This window comes from Blastococcus sp. SYSU DS0753, assembly GCF_054051175.1.
Genome location: NZ_JBJHAT010000029.1, coordinates 35836 through 59778, shown reverse-complemented (window position 1 = coordinate 59778; position 23943 = coordinate 35836). Strand labels below are relative to the sequence as shown.

Annotated in this window: 19 protein-coding genes; 13 read left to right on the top strand and 6 right to left on the bottom strand. The window is 74.5% G+C overall.

Features of this window, described 5'->3' with window-relative positions; all coding sequences use genetic code 11:
* Window positions 1-186: 186 nt before the first annotated feature.
* Window positions 187-528, bottom strand: coding sequence for an oxidoreductase (locus ACI799_RS18050; protein ID WP_456591291.1), 342 nt, complete (start codon window positions 526-528; stop codon window positions 187-189).
* Window positions 529-678: 150 nt separating this feature from the next.
* Here ACI799_RS18050 and lpdA point away from each other — a divergent pair, with 150 nt between their 5' ends.
* The 3 genes from lpdA (at window position 679) to ACI799_RS18035 (ending at window position 4940) form a co-directional block, all read left to right on the top strand.
* Window positions 679-2058: a dihydrolipoyl dehydrogenase gene (lpdA, locus tag ACI799_RS18045; RefSeq protein ID WP_456591292.1), complete on the top strand. Its 1380-nt coding sequence runs from the start codon at window positions 679-681 to the stop codon at window positions 2056-2058.
* Between the two features lie 47 nt (window positions 2059-2105).
* The gene (sucB, locus tag ACI799_RS18040) at window positions 2106-3947 is read left to right on the top strand and encodes a 2-oxoglutarate dehydrogenase, E2 component, dihydrolipoamide succinyltransferase (RefSeq protein WP_456613620.1); all 1842 of its coding nucleotides are present in this window, start codon (window positions 2106-2108) and stop codon (window positions 3945-3947) included.
* A gap of 87 nt (window positions 3948-4034) precedes the next feature.
* The gene (locus ACI799_RS18035) at window positions 4035-4940 is read left to right on the top strand and encodes a TIGR01777 family oxidoreductase (RefSeq protein ID WP_456613619.1); all 906 of its coding nucleotides are present in this window, start codon (window positions 4035-4037) and stop codon (window positions 4938-4940) included.
* A gap of 14 nt (window positions 4941-4954) precedes the next feature.
* On the opposite strand, the gene ACI799_RS18030 is transcribed toward ACI799_RS18035, so the two are convergent.
* Window positions 4955-6541 (bottom strand): protein kinase domain-containing protein, encoded by a 1587-nt coding sequence (locus ACI799_RS18030; RefSeq protein ID WP_456613618.1) that lies wholly within the window; start codon window positions 6539-6541, stop codon window positions 4955-4957.
* Window positions 6542-6640: 99 nt separating this feature from the next.
* Between ACI799_RS18030 and ACI799_RS18025 the strand changes: the two genes are divergently transcribed.
* The 4 genes from ACI799_RS18025 to ACI799_RS18010 all read left to right on the top strand — a co-directional run bounded on the left by ACI799_RS18025 (window position 6641) and on the right by ACI799_RS18010 (window position 10009).
* A complete protein-coding gene (locus ACI799_RS18025; RefSeq protein ID WP_456613617.1) occupies window positions 6641-7888 on the top strand; it encodes an FAD-dependent oxidoreductase in 1248 nt (415 codons plus the stop codon).
* Window positions 7888-8619 (top strand): Type 1 glutamine amidotransferase-like domain-containing protein, encoded by a 732-nt coding sequence (locus ACI799_RS18020; RefSeq protein WP_456613616.1) that lies wholly within the window; start codon window positions 7888-7890, stop codon window positions 8617-8619. Before ACI799_RS18025 ends, ACI799_RS18020 begins: the two co-directional genes overlap by 1 nt.
* A gap of 67 nt (window positions 8620-8686) precedes the next feature.
* Window positions 8687-9343, top strand: coding sequence for a lipoyl(octanoyl) transferase LipB (gene lipB / locus ACI799_RS18015; protein ID WP_456613615.1), 657 nt, complete (start codon window positions 8687-8689; stop codon window positions 9341-9343).
* A gap of 72 nt (window positions 9344-9415) precedes the next feature.
* Window positions 9416-10009: a carboxymuconolactone decarboxylase family protein gene (locus ACI799_RS18010; RefSeq protein WP_456613614.1), complete on the top strand. Its 594-nt coding sequence runs from the start codon at window positions 9416-9418 to the stop codon at window positions 10007-10009.
* 40 nt (window positions 10010-10049) lie between these two features.
* Here the strand turns inward: ACI799_RS18010 and leuS are convergent, their stop codons facing one another.
* Window positions 10050-12944, bottom strand: a complete 2895-nt coding sequence (leuS, locus tag ACI799_RS18005) for a leucine--tRNA ligase (RefSeq protein WP_456589058.1) — start codon at window positions 12942-12944, stop codon at window positions 10050-10052.
* Window positions 12945-13218: 274 nt separating this feature from the next.
* Here leuS and ACI799_RS18000 point away from each other — a divergent pair, with 274 nt between their 5' ends.
* Both ACI799_RS18000 and ACI799_RS17995 read left to right on the top strand, forming a co-directional pair.
* Window positions 13219-15543, top strand: coding sequence for a putative bifunctional diguanylate cyclase/phosphodiesterase (locus ACI799_RS18000; protein WP_456589057.1), 2325 nt, complete (start codon window positions 13219-13221; stop codon window positions 15541-15543).
* Window positions 15544-15603: 60 nt separating this feature from the next.
* Complete coding sequence (locus ACI799_RS17995; protein WP_456613613.1) at window positions 15604-17145, top strand: diguanylate cyclase domain-containing protein; 1542 nt, start codon at window positions 15604-15606, stop codon at window positions 17143-17145.
* A gap of 40 nt (window positions 17146-17185) precedes the next feature.
* On the opposite strand, the gene ACI799_RS17990 is transcribed toward ACI799_RS17995, so the two are convergent.
* A complete protein-coding gene (locus ACI799_RS17990; protein ID WP_456589055.1) occupies window positions 17186-18115 on the bottom strand; it encodes an LLM class F420-dependent oxidoreductase in 930 nt (309 codons plus the stop codon).
* A 56-nt stretch (window positions 18116-18171) separates the two neighbouring features.
* Between ACI799_RS17990 and ACI799_RS17985 the strand changes: the two genes are divergently transcribed.
* From ACI799_RS17985 to ACI799_RS17975, 3 genes are all read left to right on the top strand, one after another.
* The gene (locus ACI799_RS17985) at window positions 18172-19293 is read left to right on the top strand and encodes a hypothetical protein (protein ID WP_456589054.1); all 1122 of its coding nucleotides are present in this window, start codon (window positions 18172-18174) and stop codon (window positions 19291-19293) included.
* An 84-nt stretch (window positions 19294-19377) separates the two neighbouring features.
* Entirely contained in the window at window positions 19378-20364 is a 987-nt protein-coding gene (gene lipA / locus ACI799_RS17980) for a lipoyl synthase (RefSeq protein WP_456589053.1), read from the top strand.
* Between the two features lie 83 nt (window positions 20365-20447).
* Window positions 20448-21284, top strand: coding sequence for a DUF4191 domain-containing protein (locus ACI799_RS17975; protein ID WP_456589052.1), 837 nt, complete (start codon window positions 20448-20450; stop codon window positions 21282-21284).
* A 22-nt stretch (window positions 21285-21306) separates the two neighbouring features.
* Here ACI799_RS17975 and ACI799_RS17970 read toward each other — a convergent pair whose 3' ends face one another.
* Entirely contained in the window at window positions 21307-21840 is a 534-nt protein-coding gene (locus tag ACI799_RS17970; protein ID WP_456599207.1) for a GNAT family N-acetyltransferase, read from the bottom strand.
* 49 nt (window positions 21841-21889) lie between these two features.
* Window positions 21890-22309 (bottom strand): RDD family protein, encoded by a 420-nt coding sequence (locus ACI799_RS17965; RefSeq protein ID WP_456589050.1) that lies wholly within the window; start codon window positions 22307-22309, stop codon window positions 21890-21892.
* 190 nt (window positions 22310-22499) lie between these two features.
* Here ACI799_RS17965 and glnA point away from each other — a divergent pair, with 190 nt between their 5' ends.
* Complete coding sequence (gene glnA, locus ACI799_RS17960; RefSeq protein ID WP_456613612.1) at window positions 22500-23933, top strand: type I glutamate--ammonia ligase; 1434 nt, start codon at window positions 22500-22502, stop codon at window positions 23931-23933.
* Window positions 23934-23943: the final 10 nt, after the last annotated feature.

Sequence of the window (23943 nt, the reverse complement as noted above, 5' to 3'; positions counted from 1 at the left end):
CCCCCCCCCCCCCCCCCCCCCCCCCCCCCCCCCCCCCCCCCCCCCCCCCCCCCCCCCCCCCCCCCCCCCCCCCCCCCCCCCCCCCCCCCCCCCCCCCCCCCCCCCCCCCCCCCCCCCCCCCCCCCACGGTGAGCCAGGACGCCTGGTGACGTGCTGGAGCGGCCACCGTCAGGGGCCCGCCGCGAGCTAGCGAGCGGTGGGGGGACGGTGGCCCTTCGACCAGTCACGCATGCGCTGCGGGTAGCCGGTCACCTGGGCGTCGTACACCGGGATCGCCAGCTCCTTGGACAGCCGGCGGGCGACGTCGGGACCGTCGATGCGCCTCCGGGTCCACTCACCGTCGGCCGCGACCAGGACGATGGTGGCCTCGGTCACCGCCGTCCGGGGCTCCACGTACCCCTCGACGCCCCGGCGGCTCGCCACGAACTGCTCCAGGTGCACCAGGTCGTCCCGGTGGGACGCCCGGTCGAGGGTGGCGCGGGCGCCATCCCCGGGCCGCCGCCTCCGCCACCGCTCGAACAGGCCCATCGCCGTCTCCGTCCTGCCGGGGTCGCGTGATCACTGCGACGCTCGCGAGAGCAACGGTGCTCCGGGCCAGCTCGTTCCCGGGGTGGCAGGATGGGGCTCAGCCCCCGCCCGCTCGAGCGGGGTTGCCGTCCGACGACCCGAGGAGCACCCGTGAGCGCACCCGCTTCCCCCGCCGACCTGGTCATCCTCGGGGGTGGCTCCGGCGGCTACGCCGCCGCGTTCCGCGCCTCCGAGCTCGGCCTGAACGTCGTGCTGATCGAGAAGGACAAGGTCGGTGGCACCTGCCTGCACCGAGGCTGCATCCCGACCAAGGCCCTGCTGCACGCCGGCGAGGTGGCCGACCTGGCCCGCGAGGGCGAGCAGTTCGGCGTGAAGACGTCGCTGGCCGGCATCGACATGGATGGCGTCAACAGCTACAAGGACGGCGTCATCACCAAGCTCTACAAGGGGCTGCAGGGCCTGGTGAAGGCGCGCAAGATCACCTACGTCGAGGGCGAGGGCCGGCTGGTCTCCCCCACGGCGGTCGAGGTGAACGGCCAGACCTACGAGGGCAAGCACGTCCTGCTGGCCACCGGCTCCTACCCCCGCTCGCTGCCGGGCCTGGAGATCGACGGCACGAAGGTCATCACCAGCGACCACGCGCTGAACCTGGACCGCGTGCCGAGCTCGGCGATCATCCTCGGCGGTGGCGTCATCGGCTGCGAGTTCGCCAGCGCCTGGAAGTCCTTCGGCGTGGACGTCACCATCGTCGAGGGCCTGCCCCACCTCGTGCCGCTGGAGGACGAGTCGTCCTCGAAGCTGCTGGAGCGCGCCTTCCGCCGGCGCAAGATCGCGTTCGAGCTCGGGAACCGCTTCTCCGGCGTGCAGACCACCGAGAACGGCGTCAAGGTGTCGCTGGAGAACGGCAAGGAGATCGAGGCCGAGCTGCTGCTCGTCGCGGTCGGTCGCGGCCCGGTCAGCTCCGGCATCGGCTACGAGGAGGTGGGCGTCGCGATGGAGCGCGGCTACGTCCTCGTCGACGAGTACATGCGCACCAACATCCCGACGATCTCCGCCGTGGGCGACCTGGTCCCCACCCTGCAGTTGGCCCACGTCGGCTTCGGCGAGGGCATCCTCGTCGCCGAGCGGGTCGCCGGCCTCGAGCCCGCCCCGATCGACTACGCCGGCGTCCCGCGGATCACCTACTCCGACCCCGAGGTCGCCTCGGTCGGCCTCACCGAGGCGCAGGCCAAGGAGCGCTACGGCGAGGTGAAGACCCTCACCTACGACCTCGCCGGCAACGGCCGCAGCCAGATCCTGAAGACGACGGGCGCGGTCAAGCTGGTGCAGGCCCCCGACGGCCCGGTCGTCGGCATCCACATGGTCGGCAGCCGCGTCGGCGAGCTCATCGCCGAGGCCCAGCTGATCTACAACTGGGAGGCCGAGGCCGACGACGTCGCCAGCCTCATCCACCCGCACCCGACGCAGAGCGAGGCGCTCGGCGAGGCTCACCTCGCGCTCGCCGGCAAGCCCCTGCACGTGCACGGCTGATCTCGCTCCACCCCCACCCACCCAGCGCCAGAAGGAGCACTGCCCCGATGCCGACCTCCGTCACCATGCCCGCCCTGGGCGAGAGCGTCACCGAGGGCACGGTCACCCGATGGCTCAAGCAGGAGGGTGACCAGGTCGAGGCCGACGAGCCCCTCCTCGAGGTGTCGACCGACAAGGTCGACACCGAGATCCCCTCCCCGGCCGCCGGGGTCCTCACCAAGATCCTCGTGGCCGAGGACGAGACCGTCGACGTCGGCGCCGAGCTCGCCGTGATCGGTGGCGGGGACGGCGACGAGGGCGCCGCCAGCCCGCCGGCCTCGGCCGAGGACGCCGACACCGCGCCGCAGACCCCCGACCAGCAGGTCGAGGACGCGGGCTCCGGCGGAGCGCAGGAGCAGCCCGCCGCCGAGCCCGAGCCGGCCCCGGCCGGCGGGTCCGGTGGCGGCGGCGGCGAGGGGACCCCCGTCACGATGCCGGCGCTCGGCGAGAGCGTCACCGAGGGCACCGTGACCCGGTGGCTGAAGGCCGTCGGCGACGAGATCACCGCCGACGAGCCGCTCCTCGAGGTCTCCACCGACAAGGTCGACACCGAGATCCCGGCGCCGGTCAGCGGCACGCTGCTGGAGATCACGGTCAACGAGGACGAGACCGTCGACGTCGGCGCCCAGCTCGCCGTGATCGGCACGGGCGCCTCCGGCGGCGGCTCCGCCCCCGCGGCTCCCGCACCGCAGCAGGAGGCCCCGAAGGAGCAGGTGCCGGCCGAGCCGGAGCCGCAGGCGGCCCCGCAGGCCAAGGAGGCTGACGCGGCCAGCGAGCAGCCCGGTGGCGACTACGGTGCCAGCGGCGCCCAGCCGTCGGACTCGCCGACCTCGGCGCCCGCGCCCCAGGTGGCTCCGCAGGCGCCGTCCGCCCCGGCCCCCTCGGGTGACGGCGGTGGTCAGTACGTCACCCCGCTGGTGCGCCGCCTGGCCGCCGACCACGGGGTCGACCTGAACACCGTCTCGGGGACCGGCGTCGGCGGGCGCATCCGGAAGCAGGACGTGCTGGCCGCCGCGGAGAAGTCCGCCGCGCCGGCGCCCGCGGCGTCCGCTCCCGCGGCGTCGGCCCCGGCCGCCTCCGGCGGCACCCGCACGCCGTCGCCGGCCGCCATGCCGGACACCTCGGTGCGTGGCCGCACCGAGAAGCTGTCCCGCCTGCGCGGGGTCATCGCCCGCCGAATGGTGGAGTCGCTGCAGGTGAGCGCCCAGCTGACGACGGTCGTCGAGGCCGACGTCACGCGCATCGCGCAGCTGCGGCAGCAGGCGAAGGGCACCTTCGAGGCCCGCGAGGGCGTCAAGCTCTCGTTCCTGCCGTTCTTCGCCAAGGCGGCGGTCGAGGCGCTCAAGCAGCACCCGTCGGTGAACTCCTCGATCGACCTCGAAGCGGGCACGGTCACCTACCACGACGCCGAGAACCTCGGGGTCGCCGTCGACACCGAGCGGGGGCTGCTCGTCCCGGTGATCCACGGTGCGGGGGACCTGAGCCTGGGTGGCCTGGCCCGCAAGATCGCCGACCTCGCGGAGCGCACCCGCACCAACAAGGTGACGCCGGACGAGCTCGGTGGTGGGACGTTCACGCTGACCAACACCGGCAGCCGCGGCGCCCTGTTCGACACGCCGATCATCAACCAGCCGCAGGTCGCCATCCTCGGCACCGGCTCGGTCGTGAAGCGGCCGGTCGTGGTGCAGGACGCCGAGCTGGGTGAGGTCATCGCCGTCCGGTCGATGGTCTACCTGGCGCTGACCTACGACCACCGGATCGTCGACGGGGCGGACGCCGCCCGTTTCCTCACCACGGTGAAGGAGCGGCTGGAGGCCGGTCAGTTCCACGGCGAGCTCGGCCTCGGCTGAGCCAGGGCACCCCGCCCGCAGCACCCGCGAGCCCGCGGCGGACCCCCGGCACGGGGTCCGCCGCGGCCTGCCTCCCCAGGAGCGTCCGTGAAGATCGCCGTGGCCGGTGCCTCCGGGATGATCGGCGGCGCGCTGCTGCCCGCGCTGCGCGCCGACGGCCACGAAGTGATCCAGCTGGTCCGCCGCACCCCGCGGACGGCCGAGGAACACCGCTGGGACCCGCAGCACCGGCGGATCGACCCGGCGCTGCTGCGGGACGTCGACGCCGTCGTCAACCTCGCCGGTGTGGGAGTGGGCGACCGGCGCTGGAACGAACGGCACAAGCAGGCGGTCCTCGGCAGCCGGGTCGACAGCACCGCCACGCTGGGCGAGGCCCTGCGGGACGCCGTCGCCGCCGACCCCGACCGCCCCCGGGTGCTGCTGAACGCCTCCGGCGTCGGCTGGTACGGCGACACCGGTGACCGCGTCGTCGACGAGTCCGACCCGGCCGGCGACGACTTCCTCGCCCGCGTCTGCGTGGCGTGGGAGGGCGCGACCGCGCCGGCCGCCGACGCCGGGGTGCGCGTGACCACCCTGCGCACGGGGCTGGTCCTCGGCCGCGGTGGCCTGCTCGCGCGGATGCTGCCGCTGTTCCGCGCCGGGCTGGGCGGGCGGCTGGGCTCGGGCCGGCAGTACGTGCCCTGGATCAGCCAGGAGGACGAGATCGGGGCGATCCGGTTCCTGCTCACCCACGCCGTCCCGGGGCCGGTCAACCTGTGCGGCCCCGCGCCGGTCACGAACGCCGAGTTCACCGCCGCGCTGGGCCGGGTCCTGCACCGGCCGACCGTGCTGCCGGTGCCCGGCCCGGCGCTGTGGGTGGTGCTCGGGGAGTTCGCCCGGGTGGGCGTGCTGGCGGGTCAGCGCGCAGTCCCCGGCCGGCTGACCGAGGCCGGTTTCCGGTTCACCCACGGGGACGTCGACGCCGCGCTGCGCGCCGCGGTGGCCCGGGACTGACCCGGCCGGCGGGATCAGGCCAGGCGTTCGGCGCTCCCGATCCGCCAGCCCTCCGGGGTGCGGACGAGGACCATCCGCACCTGGGCCTCGGGTCGGCCGGGAACCGTGCGCAGCGCCGGGCCGTCCGCTCGGTCGGCGGGCACCACGCGGTAGCCGGGCCAGCTGTCGGTCAGCAGCAGTTCCGCCCGGAAGTCCGAGGACTCGACGACGGTGACGTCGTCGACCACCGGCGCGAAACCGCTCAGCGCCTCACCGGCCGCGGCCAGCGCGCGCGCGTGCTCCTCGTCCGCGGCCAGCAGCGGGCTGTTGATCACGTGCACGGCCCGCAGCAGGGCCGGGCTGCCGCTGAGCCCCTCGGCGCGCCGGGCGTAGAGCTCGCTGACCAGCGCCGTCCAGTCGCCGGCGGTCTCGGGGACCACGGGCCCGGGCAGCGGTCGCTCCTCCACGGCGGGAGACGGCGGGTCTGCCGCACGGGAGTCCGGGGCCGACGACCCGGCGGCGGCCGCGCGCGGCAGGTCGGCGTCACTCCCCCAGCGCGTACCGAGCCAGGCGGTGACGGCGAGCGCCGCCAGCACGAGCGCCGTGGCGAGCAGCCCACGGGTCACCGCTGCCACGCCGACGCCGGAAGGCCGGAACCGCCGTCGCCGCGTCGACGGCTCGACGGCGACCGGCCCGGGACGGGGACGGCGCCCCGGCACCACGTGGGTGACCGCGGAGCGCACGTCGGGGCGGCCGTGGCCGCCCCCGGCCACGGCCCCCAGCGCCACGGGCTCCGCCCGGCAGGCGTGCCGCAGGTCGCGCGCGAACTCCGCCGCGGTGCCGCGGTCGTGCGGATCGGCGGCGAGACCCCGGGCGATGACCTCGACGAGTCGGGGCGGCGCCTCCGGAGCCAGCTCGGTCAGGTCGGGCAGCTGCCCGGTCGCGGCCACGACGAGGGCGCCGGCGGGGGTCGCGGCGTTCCACGGGGCGATGCCGGTGAGCGCGTGGAAGGCCGCCGCCGCGGCGCCGAAGACGTCGGAGGCGGGACCCGGCGCGATGCCACGGGCCACCGCCGGGTCGACGTAGGCCGGGGTGACCTCGGCCGCCGCCGTCTCCCCCAGCACCCGGGCCACCCCGAGGTCGGTGAGCACCGGCCGCCCGTCACCGGTGAACACGATGTTCCCCGGCGCCAGGTCGCCGTGCACCACTCCGTGGTCGTGGGCGTGCGCCAGAGCCGCGGCCACCGGCGCGATCGCCGTCACCACCTCACCGGGCCGAAGCCGGCCGCGCCGGGCGAGCAGCGCGGCGAGGCTGCCCCCACCGAGCAGCTCGAGCACCAGCGCGACCCGCGACCCGCCGCCGCGCCGGGGCTGGTGCACCACCTCGATCAACCGGACCAGGTGCGGGTGGTCCAGCCGGCCCAGCAGCACGGCCTCGCGCGCCTGGCGCGCAGGGTCCCCGGCCACCAGGACCTTCACCGCCACCGGCTCCCCGCCCTCCCGGGGCACCGCCTGCCACACCTCCCCCGACGCGCCGCGGCCGAGCAGGGTCTGCAGCACGTAGCCAGGCACCGCGGGTGGCTGCGCAGCCCCCGGTGCCGCGGGCGGAACGGCGGTGGTCACGAGGGAGGACCGTAGGCGCAGTCGGGTCGCCGGCGCCGCGGTCGTCCACAGCCCACGGGCGCGCCCGCACGGCTCCCCGGCGACGGATACCGTCGGGCGGTGTCCACGTCGCTGCGGGCGGAGGTCCTCGTCGTCGGGGCCGGCCTGGCCGGGTTGTCCGCCGCCACCCGGCTGGCCGCCGCCGGCCTGGACGTGCACGTGCTGGAGTCCGGGGGGCACGCCGGCGGGCGGCTGGCGACCGAGCACATCGACGGCTTCGTCGTCGACCGTGGCTTCCAGGTGCTCAACACCGGCTACCCCAGGGCGGCCGACCTCGACCTCGACGCGCTGGACCTCGGCTGGTTCGAGCGGGGCGCGGTGATCCGCGTGGCCGGACGGGCGCACCAGGTGGTCGACCCGCGCCGCCGGCCGGCCTCGGTCGTCGGCACCGCAGCGGCGCCGCTGGGCTCCCCACGGGAGAAGGCGGCGCTGGTGGCCTACTCGCTCCGCGCCGGGTACTCCCCCGTCGGCCGCCTGCTGCGGGCGCCGGAGGACTCGGCGGAGCAGGCTCTCCGCGCGGCCGGCGTGGGGAACGCCGCCCTGGAGCGGTTCCTGCGCCCGTTCCTGGCGGGGGTGCTCCTGGAGGACGAGCTCGCCACCTCCAGCCGGTACCTGCACCTGCTGTGGCGCAGCTTCGTCCGGGGCTCGATCGGGCTGCCGGCGGCCGGGATGCAGGCGGTCGGCGAGCAGCTGGCGGGGCGCCTGGGTGCCGGGCGGCTGCACCTGCACACGCCGGTGCGCTCGGTGTCGCCCGGCTCCGCGTCCACCGACGCGGGCAGCTGGGCGGCCGACGCCGTCGTCGTCGCGACCGATCCGGCCACGGCGTCGCGGCTGCTCCCCACCGTCGGGGCCGACGCGCCCCGGGAGGTCACCACCCACCTGCACGTGCTGCCCGCCTCCCCCTGGCCCGCCCCGCTGATCGTGCTCGGGCAGCCCCGGGGCCGGCTGGTGAACAGCGCCGTGCTCTCCGACGCCCAGCCGCGCTACAGCCCCGACGACCGGGCGCTCGTCGCCAGCTCCATCCTCGCGCGGAGCCGGGAGGACGAGGTGCGCGGCGAGATCGCGGCGGCGCACGGGGTCGCGCCGTCGGACCTGGAGCACCTGACGTCGGTCACCGTGCCGGGGGCGCAACCGGCGGCGCTCCCGCCGCTGCGGCTGCGCCGGCCGGTCGACCTCGGCGAGGGCCTGTACGTCTGCGGTGACCACCGGGACACCCCGTCCATCCAGGGCGCGATGGCCAGCGGTGCCCGCGCCGCCCGCGCCGTGCTGCGCCGCCTGCGCCCGGCCCCGTCCGGAGGAGCTTCCTGATGCCCGCGTCCGCACCGACGATCGTGGCGACCAGCATGGGCTTCGCCCCGCGCGGCCGCGGCCCCACCGACTGGCGGCCCGGACCGGTCTTCGACCTCGCCGCCGAGCTCGCCGGGCGCCCCGAGCGCCCGCGCCTGTGCTACCTCGGCACCGCTACCGGCGACGACCCGGCACGGGTCGCCGGCGTGTACGGCGCGTTCGCCGGCAGCTCCGTGCAGGTCAGCCACCTGAGCCTGTTCCCGATGCCCACGGTCGCCGACCTGCGCGCGCACCTGCTCGCGCAGGACGTGGTGTGGGTGGGTGGCGGGAGCGTGGCGAACCTGCTCGCCGTGTGGCGGGTGCACGGGCTGGACGAGGTTTTCCGCGAGGCGTGGCGGGCCGGCGTCGTGCTGGCCGGGGTGTCGGCCGGGTCGCTGTGCTGGCACGTGGGCGGGACCACCGACTCCTACGGTCCCGACCTCCGGCCGGTCACGAACGGGCTCGGCCTGATCCCCACCAGCAACGGCGTCCACTACGACTCCGAGGAACAGCGCCGCCCGCTCTACCACCGCCTGGTCGCCGACGGCACGCTGCCAGCGGGCCATGCCACCGACGACGGCGCCGGGCTCGTGTACCGCGGGACCGAGCTCGTCGAGGTCGTGAGCGACCGCCCCGGCGCCGCCGCCTACCGGGTGGAACGCGGCCCGGACGGCACGGCGGTGGAGACCCGGCTCGAACCGCGCCGCCTCTAGAAGGACCCCGTCCTCCTCCCCCTCGCATGCTCGGGACGAGCCTCGGGACGGGGCCTAGGCTGGTGGCGTGACCGAACTGCGGGTGGTGCGCGCCGGAACCGTGCCCTACGAGGAGGCCTGGGAGACGCAACGCGAACTGCACGCCCGGCGGGTCGCCGGCGACATCCCGGACACGATGCTGCTGCTGGAGCACCCGTCCGTCTACACGGCCGGCCGGCGCACCGAGGCGCACGAACGACCGTTCGACGGGACCCCCGTCGTCGACGTGGACCGCGGCGGCAAGATCACCTGGCACGGACCAGGCCAACTGGTCGGCTACCCGATCGTCGCGCTGCCCGATCCGGTCGACGTCGTCGCCTACGTGCGGCGGCTGGAGGGCGCGCTCATCGACGTGTGCGCCGGGTTCGGGGTGGACGCCGGGCGGGTCGAGGGGCGCAGCGGGGTGTGGCTGCCCGCCGACCCCGCGACCCACCGGCCCGAGCGCAAGGTCGCGGCGATCGGCATCCGGGTCGCCCGCGGCGTGACGATGCACGGCTTCGCGCTCAACTGCGACCCCGACCTGTCGTTCTTCGCCAACATGATCCCGTGCGGCATCCCCGACGCCGGCGTGACGTCGCTGTCGGCCGAGCTGAGCCGCGACGTGACGGTGGCCGACGCGCTGCCGCCGGTCGAGAGCGCGATGCGCGCCGCCCTCTCCACCGCTGGGGCCGCGGCGGCGCGCTAGCCACTTCGGCACGGTCGGCGCCCAGCGGTATCTCAGCGCTAAGGTAAGGCTCCGTCCCGAGGAGGAGCCGCCATGCCCAGGATCGAGCCGCTGGCGCGCGAGTCGCTGCCGCAGTACGAGGAGACCTTCCGCGCCGTGGAGGCCGCGCTGGGCGTCCTCCCCAACAGCACGCTGACCATGGCCCGCCGGCCCGAGGTCATGGAGGCCTTCGCCCACCTCAACGCGGTGGTCATGGCCGAGGGCACGGTCGGCGGCGTGCTCAAGCAGCTGGTCGCGACCGTCGTCTCCGGCGCCGCCGGCTGCGCGTACTGCCAGGCCCACACCGCCCACGTGGCCGAGAAGCGGGGCGCCGACGCCGCCAAGCTCGCCGCCGTCTGGGAGTTCGAGTCCAGCCTCCTCTTCACCGACGGCGAGCGGGCCGCCCTGCGCGTGGCCCGGGGCGCCGGGGTGACGCCGAACGCCGTGACCGACGAGGAAGTGGCCGACCTGCGCCGGCACTTCGACGACGACCAGGTCGTCGAGATCGTCGCCGTCATCGCGAACTTCGGCTTCCTCAACCGGTGGAACGACACCATGGCCACCGAGCTGGAGCGATCGCCGCTGGCCTGGGCCGCCGACCACCTGCGGGACGCGGGCTGGGAAGCGGGCAAGCACGCCGGCTCCTGAGGAGCCGGCGCACCCTTCCCCGCGGCGACGGGCCCGGACCTCAGCCCAGGACGAAGTTGACCAGCCGGCCGGGGACGGCGACGATGCGGCGGATCGTCGCGCCGTCCAGGTAGCCGGCGATCTTCTCGTCGGACCGCGCCGCCGCCTCCAGGGCCGCGGCGTCGGCATCGGCCGGCACCGTCACCTGCGACCGCACCTTGCCGTTCACCTGCACGGCGACCTGCACGGTGTCCTCGACCAACCAGCGCTCGTCGGCCACCGGGAACGGCGCCCACGCCGACGAGCCCTCGTGGCCCAGCCGCGACCACAGCTCCTCGGCCAGGTGCGGCGCCAGCGGGGCGACCATCAGCACCAGCGGCTCGGCCACCGAACGCGGCACCGGCCGGTCGGCGCCGTAGGCCTGGGTGAGGTGGTTGGTCAGCTCGGTGACGCGGGCGATCGCGATGTTGAACCGCAGGGTGGCGTAGCCGTCGCGGACGCCGTCGATCGCCTTGTGCAGCGCGCGCAGCGTCTCCTCGGCCGGCTCGACGTCGTCGGCCCGCACCCGGCCGGTCTCCTCGTCCACCACGACCCGCCAGATGCGCTGCAGCAGGCGCTGCGAACCGACGACGGCCTTGGTCTCCCACGGCCGTGACTGCTCCAGCGGGCCGGTCGACATCTCGTAGACGCGGAAGGTGTCCGCACCGTAGGCGCCGATCATCTCGTCCGGCGTCACCATGTTCTTCAGGCTCTTGCCGATCTTCCCGTACTCGCGGTTGACCGGCTTGCCCTCGTAGAAGAAGCGGCCGTCCTTCTCCTCCACGTCGGCGGCCGGCACGTAGAACCCGCGCTCGTCGGTGTAGGCGTAGGCCGAGATGTAGCCCTGGTTGACCAGCCGGCGGAACGGCTCCTCGCTGGAGACGTGGCCCAGGTCGAACAGCACCTTGTGCCAGAAGCGGGCGTACAGCAGGTGCAGCACCGCGTGCTCCACGCCGCCGACGTACAGGTCGACACCGCCGGTGTCACCGGGCTCCCGCGGGCCCATCCAGTACCGCTCCAGCTCCGGGTCGACCATCCGGCTGTCGTCGCCCGGGTCGAGGTAGCGCAGGTAGTACCAGCACGACCCGGCCCAGTTGGGCATCGTGTTGGTCTCACGGCGGTACTTCTTCGGGCCGTCGCCGAGGTCGAGCTCGACGGTGGTCCAGTCGCCGGCGCGCGACAGCGGCGGTTCCGGCGCGGAGTCGGCGTCGTCGTCGGCGAAGGTCTTGGGCGAGTAGTCGTCGACCTCGGGCAGCAGCACGGGCAGCATCGACTCGGGGACGGCGACCGGCCGGTCGTGCTCGTCGTAGACGATCGGGAACGGCTCCCCCCAGTAGCGCTGCCGGCTGAACAGCCAGTCGCGCAGCTTGTAGGTGGTGGTGGCCTCGCCGTACCCGTGCTGCACGAGCCAGTCGGTGACCCGGGCGATGGCGTCGGCCTTGTCCAGGCCGTCCAGCGAGATCTCGTCGTTGGCCGAGTTGATCATCCGTCCGGGGCCCGTGTACGCGCCGCTGTCGTCGTCGAAGCCTTCCGGCCGCTCGACGGTCGGCACGATCTCCAGGCCGAACTTCCGTGCGAACTCCCAGTCCCGCTGGTCCTCGCCCGGCACCGCCATGATCGCGCCGGTGCCGTAGCCGGTCAGCACGTAGTCGGCGATGAACACCGGCAGCTCGCGTCCGTTCACCGGGTTGACGGCGGTGGCGCCCAGCCAGACACCCGTCTTCTCCCGGCCGGCGTCCTGGCGGTCCAGCTCCGAGCGCCGCGAGGCCTGCCGCTGGTAGTCGCGCACCGCCTCGGCCGGGGTGGCCGCACCGCCGGTCCACCGCGGGTCGGTGCCCGCGGGCCAGGCGTCCGCGGTCAGCTGCTCGACCAGCGGGTGCTCGGGCGCCAGCACCATGTAGGTGGCGCCGAACAGGGTGTCCGGCCGGGTGGTGAAGACCTCGATGGTCTGCGACCCGGCGGCGAACCGGATCCGGGCGCCGGTGGAGCGGCCGATCCAGTTGCGCTGCATCAGCTTCAGCGAGTCCGACCAGTCCAGCCGGTCCAGGTCGGCCAGCAACCGGTCGGCGTAGGCGGTGATCCGCATCATCCACTGCTTCAGCGGCCGCCGGAAGACCGGGAAGTTGCCGCGCTCGGAACGCCCGTCGGGCGTGACCTCCTCGTTCGACAGCACGGTGCCCAGGCCCGGGCACCAGTTGACCGGCGCCTCGTGCAGGTAGGCGAGCCGGTGCGCGTCGACGACGGCGCCCTTCTCCACCTCGTCCAGCTCGGCCCAGGGGCGGCCGTACGGATTCGTCCCCTCGGCCGGCTCACGGGTGCCGGCGTCCAGCTCGGCCACCAGCTCCTCGATCCGCCGCGCCTTCCCGGCGGCCTCGTCGAACCAGGAACCGAAGATCTGCAGGAAGATCCACTGGGTCCACTTGTAGTAGCCCGGGTCGATCGTGGCGAAGGTGCGCCGCTGGTCGTGGTCGACCCCCAGCCGGCGCAGCTGCGCCTTGATCGCGGCGATGTTCGCCTCGGTGGTGATGCGCGGGTGCTGCCCGGTCTGCACGGCGTACTGCTCGGCGGGCAGCCCGAAGGCGTCGTAGCCCATCGGGTGCAGCACGTTGTCGCCGTCCATGCGGCGGAACCGGCTGGTGACGTCGGTGCCCAGGTAGCCCAGTGGGTGACCGACGTGCAGGCCCGCGCCCGAGGGGTACGGGAACATGTCCATCGCGAAGAACTTCGGCCGGTCGGCGACGCGCTCGAAGCCACCGCTCAGCCGGCCGACCGGGTTGGGCGTGTGGAAGGTGCCCTCGGCCTCCCAGCGGTCCTGCCAGGCCAGCTCGATCCGCTGGGCCAGCGCCGGGGTGTACCGGTGCCGAGGTATGTCCCCGCCGCCCGTGGCCTCGGTGCTGTGGCTGTCGGTCTGGCTCATCGTCTCGTGCTCCCGGATCGTGGTGCGGGCGGTGCGGTACCGGTGGTGGGCAACAAAAAACCCCTCACGCAGGAGGGGTCGCCGTGCTGTCCGAGGGGTCTGCGGTCAGCACGGCCGGCGAAGCAGGAGCCGCCCGGTCACGCGCCCGATGCTATCGCGGCGCGCCGGGGCCGCGGCCCGGACGCCTCCGCGAGCCACGCGGCGGCCTCCCCCCTTGGAGGGGAAGCGCGCGATCCGGCTGCGGCGCGGGCGGTGCGGTACCGATGACGTCCCCGTGGCCGGACCAGACACGCAGCTCCGTGGTGGGCGCGCACCCGCGACCGGCGGGCTGCTGCTCGCCTGCGCCGGGGTGGTGGCGGCCTACGCCACCGGGGCGTTCGGGCGCCCGCCCGGCACCGCGGTCACCGTCGTCTACGACCTCGTCCTCTACACCGCCGTGTACCTGCTCGGGGCGGCGGTCTGCCGGCGGACCGCGCGAGGTGGCGGGCCGGACCGGCTGATCTGGAACGCCCTCACCGTGGCGTTCGCCGCCACCGCGACGAGCACGCTCCTCTACTCGCTCGTGTTCGTCCCCCTGCTCGGTGACGTGCCGACGTGGTTGCTGCTGACCCTCTGGGCACCGGCCTACCCGGCGATGGGCGTGGCCCTGGTGGGAGTGGTCCGGTCCCGGGTCACCGCGACGCACCCCAGCATGTGGTTCGACGCGCTGACCGGGGCGTGCGGTGCGGTCATCTTCGCCGTCACCCTGCTGCCGTCGATCGCGGCCGGCCCGGCCGACGGCCCGTTCGCCGTCGTGCAGCTGTACCCGGTCACCGACACCCTGCTGCTGGCCGCCGTGTCGGCCGTCTGCGCGGTGATGGGGTTCCGGCGCGACTGGCCGTTGGTGCTGCTCGTCGCCGGCCTGCTGTGCACCCTCACCGCGGACGCCCTCTACCTGAAGCAGGCGGTGCGCGGGGAGATCGCCCCGCACAGCACCCTGACCCTGATCTGGCTGTCCGGTGCGGCCTTCGCCGCCGCGGCCGCGCACGTCGCGGGACGCACCGACCGGATCGAGCCCGCGGACGCCGATCCGGTCGCACGCCTGAGCTGGCGGGTGGCCTTCGTCCCCCTCGGTTCGAGCGTGATGAGCGTGGTGGTGCTCGTCTCCACCTGGGGATCGGGCGCCCTCGGTGTCGCCGGCTGGGCCGCCGTCACCTGCCTGCTGGCGATCCTCGCGCGCACGGCCATGTCGGTCCAGGAGCTGCGCGGGCTGCACGAGATCCGCGAGCAGGCGCGCACCGACGAACTCACCGGCCTGCCCAACCGGCGTGAGCTGCTCGAGCGGGCGCGGACCGCCCTCCGGTCGGGCACCGGCCGGCCGGTGGCCCTGCTGCTGCTCGACCTGGACGGGTTCAAGGAGGTCAACGACAGCCTGGGGCACGCCGCGGGCGACGACCTGCTCCGCATGGTCGGCCCCCGCCTGTGCCCGGAGCTGGGGCCGGGCGACCTGCTGGCGCGGCTGGGCGGGGACGAGTTCGCCGTCCTGCTGCCGGGCTGCGGTCTGGACGACGCCGTCGCCCGCGCCGACCGGCTGCGCGCCCGGGTGCTCGAGCCGTTCGTCGTCGACGGGGTCCGGTTGCACGTCGGGGTCAGCATCGGCATCGCCACCGGCCCGGTGCCGGCCGCCACGGTGACCGAGCTGCTGCGCTGCGCCGACGTGGCGATGTACGCGGCCAAGAACGCCCGCGAGGGGGTGCGCTCCTACGTCCCGGACCCGGCGAGCGGCTCCGGCGACCGGCTCCGGACCATGGAGGACCTCCGCACCGCCCTGGACGAGGGGCAGCTCGTGGTCCACCTGCAGCCCCAGGTCTCCCTGGCCAGCGGGGACGTCGTCGGCGTCGAGGCGCTCGTGCGGTGGGAGCACCCGGTGCGCGGTCTGCTCTCCCCGGCCGTGGTGCTGCCCGCCGCCGAGCAGGCCGGCCTGATGCGGCCGCTGACCGACACGGTCCTCGGCCTCGCGCTGGCTGCCGCGACCCGCTGGTGGCCGGAGCGGGCGGTGCCCGTGTCGGTGAACCTGTCGGCGGCCAACGTGACCGATCCGGACCTGCCGGCCACCGTGTCCGGCCTGCTCCGGGCGCACGGCCTGCCGGCCCGGGCGCTCACCCTCGAGCTCGTCGAGGACACCCTCATGGCCGATCCCGACCGGGGCCGCACGGTGCTGGGCGAGCTGCGCCGGCTGGGCATCCGCACCTCGATCGACGACTACGGCACCGGGTACAGCTCGCTGGCCTACCTGCGGCACCTCCCGGCCGACGAGCTCAAGCTCGACCGGAGCCTCACCCACGACGTGGGTCGAGACGACCGGGCGACGGCCATCGTGCGGCACACCGTGGCGCTGGCACACGACCTCGGGCTCAGCCTCGTCGCCGAGGGCGTGGAGGACGACGAGACGGCCGCCGTGCTCGCCGGCCTGGGCTGCGACGTCGCCCAGGGCTGGGCCGTCGCGCGGCCGATGCCGGTCGCGGACTTCCTCACCTGGCTGGCCGACCGCGTCCGGACCGCACCGCCCCGCCGGGCGGTACCCGCCCCCCGCGCGGCCGGGGAACGGGCTCGCACCTGAATGCGCGCGTCGGGCCGCGGTTCGCCGCCCCCTGAGCCGTCGGTGTGCCAAGGTGCGCGCGTGCCCCGAGGTCGCGCCGAGACGGTGAGAAGTGGCTGGTCGGACGCGGGGTGGCGGCTGGTGGTGGCGGCGACCTTCGTCTGCACGGCTGTGTTCGCCCTGGGGCTGTGGCAGGCTCCGGGGACGCTGGCGGCCGACCTCGTCGACTCGGGAGCGCTCGGCATCGGCGCCCCGCTGCTCGCGGTCGCGGTGTGCCTGCGGGCGGCCCAGCGGGTGCCCGCGGAACGGTTCGTCTGGTGGGCTGCGGCCGCCGCCTGGCTGTTCAACCTGGCCGGCGACCTCACTCACCGGCTGCTGCTGGCCGGGAACCCGGATCCGCCGTTCCCCTCCGCCGCCGACGCGTTCTGGCTCGGCGCCTACCCGGCGCTGTTCGCGACGCCGGTGCTGATGGTGTACGCCCGGCTGACCCGCCCCCGTCCCGGCACCTGGCTCGATGGCCTGGTCGGTGCCCTGGGCGCCACCGCGGTCGCCGTCACGGTCCTCGACCCGGTCGTCGGGGCCCCGGGCATGTCGGGGTTCGGCGTGGCCGTGAACCTGGCCTACCCGGTCGCCGACGTGCTGCTGCTGGCGCTCGTGGGCGCGGTGCTGGCGATGATCGGGCACCGGGCCGACCTCGTTCTCACCATCGTCTGCGTGATCGTCGCCGTGAAGTTCGCCGGTGACCTGCTGCTGGCCAGGGAGCAGGCGTCCGGCGGGTACGTCCCGGGCGGCCCGCTGGACCTGCTCTGGATGGTCAACGCCAGCCTGACCGCTGCCGGGGCCTCGCTGACCCGGCCCCGCCGACGCGCCCCCGACGTACCGGAACACCGCGTCCGCTGGCGGTCGCTGGCCATCCCCCTGGCGTGCGCGGTGGGCTCGCTCGGGGTGCTCGGTGCCCAGTGGGGCGACGGCCGCACCGGCCCCGGCGAGATCTGCGCCGTGGCCTGCGTGGCGGCCTTCCTCCTGCGCAGCACGGTGACGTTCGCGGAGAGCCGGGCCCTGCACGAGGCCCGGCGCCAGGCGGGCACCGACGACCTGACCGGTCTGCCCAACCGCCGGTCCCTGATGCGCCGCCTGGCGGACGACCTCGGCGCCGCCAGGCCCACCGGGTTGCTGCTGCTGGACCTCGACGGGTTCAAGGCGGTCAACGACGGCCTCGGGCACGAGGCAGGGGACGAGCTGCTGCGTCGGCTGGGCGAGCGGCTGCGCGCGGCGCTGCGCCCCGGCGACCTGGTGGCCCGTCTCGGGGGGGACGAGTTCGTGGTGGTGCTGGATGCCACGGATCCCGGCACCGCCCCCGACTGCGCCGAGCGGCTGGCCGAGGTCGTGCGCCTGCCCGTGACCGTCGCCGGCGTGCCGGTGCGGGTGGGCGTCAGCATCGGCCTCGCCCTGGCCCCCCGCGACGCCGGCGACCCCGCTGCGCTGCTGCGCCACGCCGACGTGGCGATGTACGCCGCCAAGCGCGCCGGCGGCGGAGTGCGGCAATACGTCCCGGAGGCACGGGAGCACGTGCCGGCGCCTCGGCCACCGGTCGCCGAGGCCGACGTCGCACCGTCCGGCTGAGCGGCGAGCTCCCGGGCGAGAGGCGTGTTCGCCGGGCCGCTCAGCGCAACTGCGGTGCCACCTCGGCCGCCACCAGGTCCAGGTGGTCGAGATCGGCGAGGTCGAGCACCTGCAGGTACACCCGCTGCGCGCCGGCCTCGGCGTACCGGCCCAGCACGTCGACGGCCTCGGCCGGCGTGCCGGCGACGCCGTGCTCGCGCAACTCGTCCACGTCACGGCCGATGGCCGCCGCCCGGCGAGCGAGCTCCGCCTCGTCCCGGCCGACGCAGAGCACGAGCGCCGAGCTGTACACCAGGGACGACGGGTCGCGGCCCACCTCGTCGCAGGCCTCGCGGACGCCGGCGAACAACCGGGCGTTGTCCGCGGCGGACATGAACGGCACGTTGAACTCGCTCGCGTACCGGGCCGCCAGCCGCGGGGTGCGCTGCTTGCCGCGGCCACCGACGAGCACCGGGATGCCGCCGTCCTGCACCGGCTTGGGCAGGGCCGGGGAGCCCGAGAGCTGGTAGTACCGCCCGGCGAAGTCGAACGTCTCCCCCACCGGCGCGCGCCAGAGCCCGGTGACGACCGCGAGCTGCTCCTCGTACCGGTCGAAGCGCTCCCCCAGCGGCGGGAACGGGATGCCGTACGCGGTGTGCTCGGCCTCGAACCACCCCGAGCCGATGCCCAGCTCGACCCGGCCCCCGCTCATCTGGTCGACCTGCGCGACGGAGATCGCCAGCGGGCCGGGCAGGCGGAACGTGCCGGCGGTCATGAGCGTGCCGAGGCGGATCCGGCTGGTCTCGCGGGCCAGCCCGGCCAGGGTGATCCAGGCGTCGGTGGGGCCGGGCAGGCCGTCCCCACCCATGGTCAGGTAGTGGTCGGACCGGAAGAAGGCGTCGAAGCCGGTGTCCTCCGTGCGCCGGGCGACGGCCAGCAGGTCGTCGTAGGTGGCGCCCATCTGCGGTTCGGTGAAGATGCGCAACTGCACCGCCGGACCGTAACCAGATCGCCGCCACGTCACTCACCCACCTCCGTCCTCGGGGTGTGGGCACCGGCCGGACCGGGCAGGATGACCGCCAGACGATCAACTCGGAGGTGCAGCTCGTGTTCCGCAAGAAGACGCGCGGCGAAATCATCAGCGCGGAAGTGCAGGAGGGCCTGTCCCACCTGGGAACGGCGGTGACCGAGGCAGGTCGCGCCGCCGCAGATCAACTGACCCCGCACGTGGAGGCGGCCCAGCGGGCCGTGGCGCCCAAGATGGCTGCCGCGGTGGCGGCGGCCGCGCCGGCCGTCGCGTCGGCGCGCGACACCCTCGGCCCCCGGGTGGAGGCCGCCCGTGACGCCCTGACCCCGCGGGTGGAGGCGGCCCGGGAGGCCGCCGCACCACGGCTCACCGCCGCACAGCTGGCCGCCGCGCGGGCCGCGGCCGACTTCGGCCCCCGGGTGGAGGCGGCGCGCGGGGCGGCCCAGCGGGCGCTCACCGAGGACGTCGCCCCGCGGCTGACCGCGGCCCAGGCCGCGGCGCTGGCGTACACCACGCCACGGGTCACCGCCGCCCGCGACGTGGTGACGCCGGCCCTGGAGAGCGCCCGCGGCACGCTCCTCGCCGGGGTGGACAGCGCCCGCAGCGAGCTCGACGCCCGGCGCGCCGAGGTGGCCGCAGCGGCCGCCGAGTCCACCCGCAAGGCCCGGAAGACGGCGAAGAAGGCCCGCAAGAAGGCCGGCAAGAAGCGCCGCGAGTTCGAGAAGGCCGCCCAGGCCACCGCGACGACCGTCAAGCGGCGGGGCGGGGTGCAGCCGGAGCCGAAGCGCTGGCCCTGGGTGTTCGCGGTGCTCGCCCTGGGTACGGCCGCGTTCGTCCTGCTGCGGCGCAAGAAGGCCGACGCGTGGACGCCCGCACCTGCCGGTGACGGCCCGGTGCCCAGCTACCGAGAGGACCCCGTGCCCAGTTCCGACAGCAACTCCGGCAAGACCGTCTCCACCGCGTCGCAGACCAGCGACTCGGCGCCGGCGGAGTCCGACATGGGCGTCCGCGACGCGCAGCTGGTGGAGGGCGACGGCCCCGACGCCGCGACGGAGAACGGCAGCGACGCGCCCAAGCCCTTCACCTCGGGCGGCGGCTCGGACGCCGGCCCGACCGCCGGCCCGGACGACAAGCAGGTCTGAGCTACTCGACGACGGATCACCGCCGCAGCCCCCGCCGCCTCGCGCGACGGGGGCTGCGGCGTCTTCGCGAGTACCGTGGGGATCATGAGCGAGGCACCGCCGAGGATCCCGGAACCGACCACCGCCCAGGACTCCCGGATCGAGCCCGCCGGCCGGAAGCTGCTGCGCCTCGAGGTGCGCAACAGCCAGGTCCCGATCGAGCGCAAGCCCGAGTGGATCAAGACCCGGCTCAAGACCGGGCCCGAGTACACCGAGCTGAAGTCGCTGGTCCGCCGCGAGGGCCTGCACACGGTCTGCGAGGAGGCCGGCTGCCCCAACATCTACGAGTGCTGGGAGGACCGGGAGGCGACGTTCCTCATCGGCGGGGACCAGTGCACCCGGCGGTGTGACTTCTGCCAGATCGACACCGGCAAGCCGGCCGAGTTCGACGCCGACGAGCCGCGCCGGGTGGCCGAGAGCGTGGCGACCATGGGTCTGAAGTACGCCACGGTCACCGGCGTCGCCCGCGACGACCTGCCCGACGGCGGCGCGTGGCTGTACGCCGAGACGGTGCGGCAGATCCACGCCGCGCTGCCCGGCTGCGGTGTCGAGCTGCTGATCCCGGACTTCAACGCCGACCCCGACCAGCTCGCCGAGGTGTTCTCCTCCCGGCCGGAGGTGCTCGCGCACAACGTGGAGACGGTGCCGCGGATCTTCAAGCGCATCCGCCCGGGCTTCCGCTTCGAGCGCTCGCTGGCGGTCATCACCGCGGCGCGCGAGGCCGGGCTGGTCACCAAGTCCAACCTCATCCTCGGCATGGGCGAGGAGCCGCACGAGGTCGTGGAGACGATGCAGGCGCTGCACGACGCCGGGTGCGACCTGCTCACCATCACCCAGTACCTGCGCCCCTCGCCCCGGCACCACCCCGTCGTCCGGTGGGTCAAGCCCGACGAGTTCGTGCAGTTCCAGAAGGACGCCGAGGAGATCGGCTTCCCGGGTGTCCTGGCCGGGCCACTGGTGCGCAGCTCCTACCGCGCCGGGCGGCTCTACCAGCAGGCGGTCGAGGCGCGGGGGCTCACCCCCCGGGGCTGACCCCGGGTGCGGCCCTGCTGCAGGGTCCCGACGCGAGCGTGCGAGCGTCGGGGGCAGGAGGGTCCTTCTTCTATCCTGGGGTCATGGCACGCAGCAGGTCCTCTGACCCCACCGCCCCGGGCGGCAGCGCCGGGCGCACCCCGAAGGACGGTGGCCGGAGCTCGGGTGCCTCGGCCGCCGGCTCGGGCAAGGCGGGCAAGGCCCCCAAGCTCGACAAGAACGGCCGGCCGAAGGTCGGCCGCCTCAAGAAGGTGCGCAGCCAGGTCGGCATGCTCAAGCAGGCCTACACCCTGACGCGGCGCAACGACCCGAAGCTGCCGTGGATCATGCTGATCTGGTTCGTCGCGGTCGCGGCAGTGATCGAGCTGATCGGCATCCTGCTGAGCGCGCCGTTCCTGTTCATCCCGCTGGCGCTGCTCTTCGGTGGCCTGGCGGCGCTCATCGTCTTCGGCCGTCGCGCCCAGCGCTCGGCCTACACCCAGGTCGAGGGCCAGCCGGGTGCGGCCGCCTGGGTGCTCGAGGGCATGCGCGGCGACTGGCGGGTCACCTCCGGGGTCGCCGGCACCCCGCAGATGGACGCGGTGCACCGGGTGCTCGGCCGGCCGGGGATCGTGCTCGTCGGCGAGGGCTCCCCGAGCCGGGTGCGCGGCCTGATCGCGCAGGAGAAGAAGAAGATCGCCCGCGTCGTCGGTGACACGCCGATCTACGACGTCACCATCGGCGACGACGAGGGACAGGTGCCGCTGAAGAAGCTCAGCACCCACGTGATGAAGCTGCCGCGCAACCTCAGCGCGGCCGAGGTCAACGCCCTGGGCCGGCGGATGAGCGCGCTGGGCGGGCCGCGGATGCCGGTTCCCGGTGGCCCGCTCCCGGGCGGCCGCCAGATGTCGATCAGCCAGCGCCAGGTCCGCCGCCGCTGACGGCCTCCCTGCAGGGAGGCCGTCAGAGCCGGTCGAACGGCGCGGCGTAGCGGAACGTGCCCCGCAGCCGCGGGCCGTCGAGGTGCCTGGCCTGGAAGTGCGCGCCCCACCGGGGATCGGGCGCGGTGACCCCGAGGTCGGCGGCCGGGGCGAACCCGAACCGCCGGTAGTAGTCCGGTGAGCCGAGCAGCGCGACGAGCCGCTCGCCGGCCGCCTCGGCCACGGCCAGGAGGGCGTGCACCAACACGGTGCCGACCCCGCGGCCCTGCCGGGCGGGGTGCACGCCGAGTGGGCCGAGCCCGAGCACCGAGGTGCCGAAAGGCTCCAGCCATCCCCGGGTCGCGATCACGTGGCCGAGCACGTCGTCCCCGTCCACGGCGACGAGGGACAGGTGCGGCAGGAAGCCCGGATCGTTCCGGAGCGCGTCGACCAGCCGCGCCTCGGGGACGTCGTCCGCGGCGCGGACGGCGCCCGTGGCGGGGTCGGTGGCGAAGGCCGAGCGGTGCAGCGCACCCACGGCGGCGTGGTCGGTGGGGCGTTCGCGGCGGACGATCACCGGCGCAGTGTGCTGTCCGCCGGCGCTACCGGTCCACCGGGTTACGGGTTCAGTCGAGCACGACGGCCGTGCCGGTGAGCCGGTCGTGCAGGCCGCGGCCGTCGGCGTCGACCAGCAGGGCCGGCACGAGGAGCATCAGCAGAGCGGTGCGGACCACGGCCCGCCACGGCGCGAGCCGCGCGCCGGGCGTCGGGTGGGCCAGCCGCATGCCGAGCACCCGGTGCCCCGGGGTCTGGCCGAAGAGCACCAGGGTGACGACGGTCAGGACGCCGAAGACCAGCAGGCTCCAGTTGCCCGGGCCCTCGGGGGCGGTGAACGCCCAGGCGATCAGCGCCGAGGCGACGGCGTCGACGAGGTAGCCGCCGACCCGCCGGGTGAAGGGCGCCAGCGAGCCGGGTCCGCTGGACGGCAACCCCAGGGAGGCGCCGCGGGCGGGGGCCTGAGAGGGTTGTCCGGCATCACTGACCATGACCGCCAGCGTAATGACCGGTACCCCCCGCCCCCCGGCGCTCGCACGCCCGCAGCGGGACCGCGCAGGGAGCCGCGTGACCCGCGACACGCCCAGGGCGTTGTTACCGCCACGAAACACTCGGGACACCGCGGGGCAACTCCCCGCTCATAACGTGTCGCCCGGCAGTCCGCCCACACCCGGAGGATCGATGTTCACCAGTCCCGACGAGGTCGCCGCCTACATCCGCGACAACGACGTCGAGTTCGTCGACGTCCGCTTCTGCGACCTGCCCGGCGTCATGCAGCACTTCACCATCCCGGCATCGACGTTCGGTGAGGACACGTTCAGCGAGGGCCTCGGCTTCGACGGCTCCTCGATCCGCGGGTTCCAGGCGATCAACGAGTCGGACATGCTGCTGCTGCCCGACGCCAACAGCGCGTTCGTGGACCCGTTCCGCAAGCACAAGACGCTGAACGTCAACTTCTTCATCCACGACCCGATCACGCGTGAGGCCTACAGCCGCGACCCGCGGAACGTGGCGAAGAAGGCCGAGGCCTACCTCGCCGCCAGCGGCATCGCCGACACCGCGTACTTCGGCCCCGAGGCGGAGTTCTACGTCTTCGACTCCGTGCGGTACGACACCTCGATCAACGAGGGGTACTACCACATCGACTCGGAGGAGGGCTCCTGGCGAACCGGGGCCCGCACCGAGCTCGACGGCAGCCCCAACCGCGGCTACAAGGCCCGCCCCAAGGGCGGCTACTTCCCGGTCGAGCCCTACGACCAGCAGAGCGACCTGCGCGGCGACATCATGCGGAACCTCATCGGTGTCGGGCTCGAGCTCGAGCGCGGGCACCACGAGGTGGGCACCGGCGGGCAGGCGGAGATCAACTACAAGTTCGACACGCTGCTGCGGTCGGCCGACAGCCTGATGCTCTTCAAGTACGTCGTGAAGAACACCGCCTGGGCCGCCGGCAAGACCGCCACCTTCATGCCCAAGCCGCTGTTCGGTGACAACGGCTCGGGCATGCACTGCCACCAGAGCCTCTGGAAGGACGGGCAGCCGCTCTTCCACGCCGAGACCGGCTACGCCGGGCTGTCCGACACCGCCCGCCACTACATCGGTGGCCTGCTGGCCCACGCCCCGTCGCTGCTGGCCTTCACCAACCCGACGGTGAACAGCTACCACCGCCTGGTCCCCGGCTACGAGGCCCCGATCAACCTGGTCTACTCGGCCCGCAACCGCTCGGCCTGCTGCCGCATCCCGATCTCGGGCGACAACCCCAAGGCCAAGCGCATCGAGTTCCGCGTGCCCGACCCGTCGGCCAACCCCTACCTCGCCTTCTCGGCGATGCTCATGGCCGGCCTCGACGGCATCAAGAACAAGATCGAGCCGCCGGCTCCGGTGGACAAGGACCTCTACGAGCTGCCGCCCGAGGAGGCCCTGGGCATCGACAAGGTGCCCGCGTCCCTGGACGCCGTCCTCGACCGGCTCGAGGTCGACCACGAGTACCTCATCGACGGCGGCGTCTTCACGCCCGACCTGATCGAGACGTGGATCGAGTACAAGCGGGAGAACGAGATCGACCCGATCCGCCTCCGCCCGCACCCGCACGAGTTCGCGATGTACTACGACATCTGATCTCGCCTGC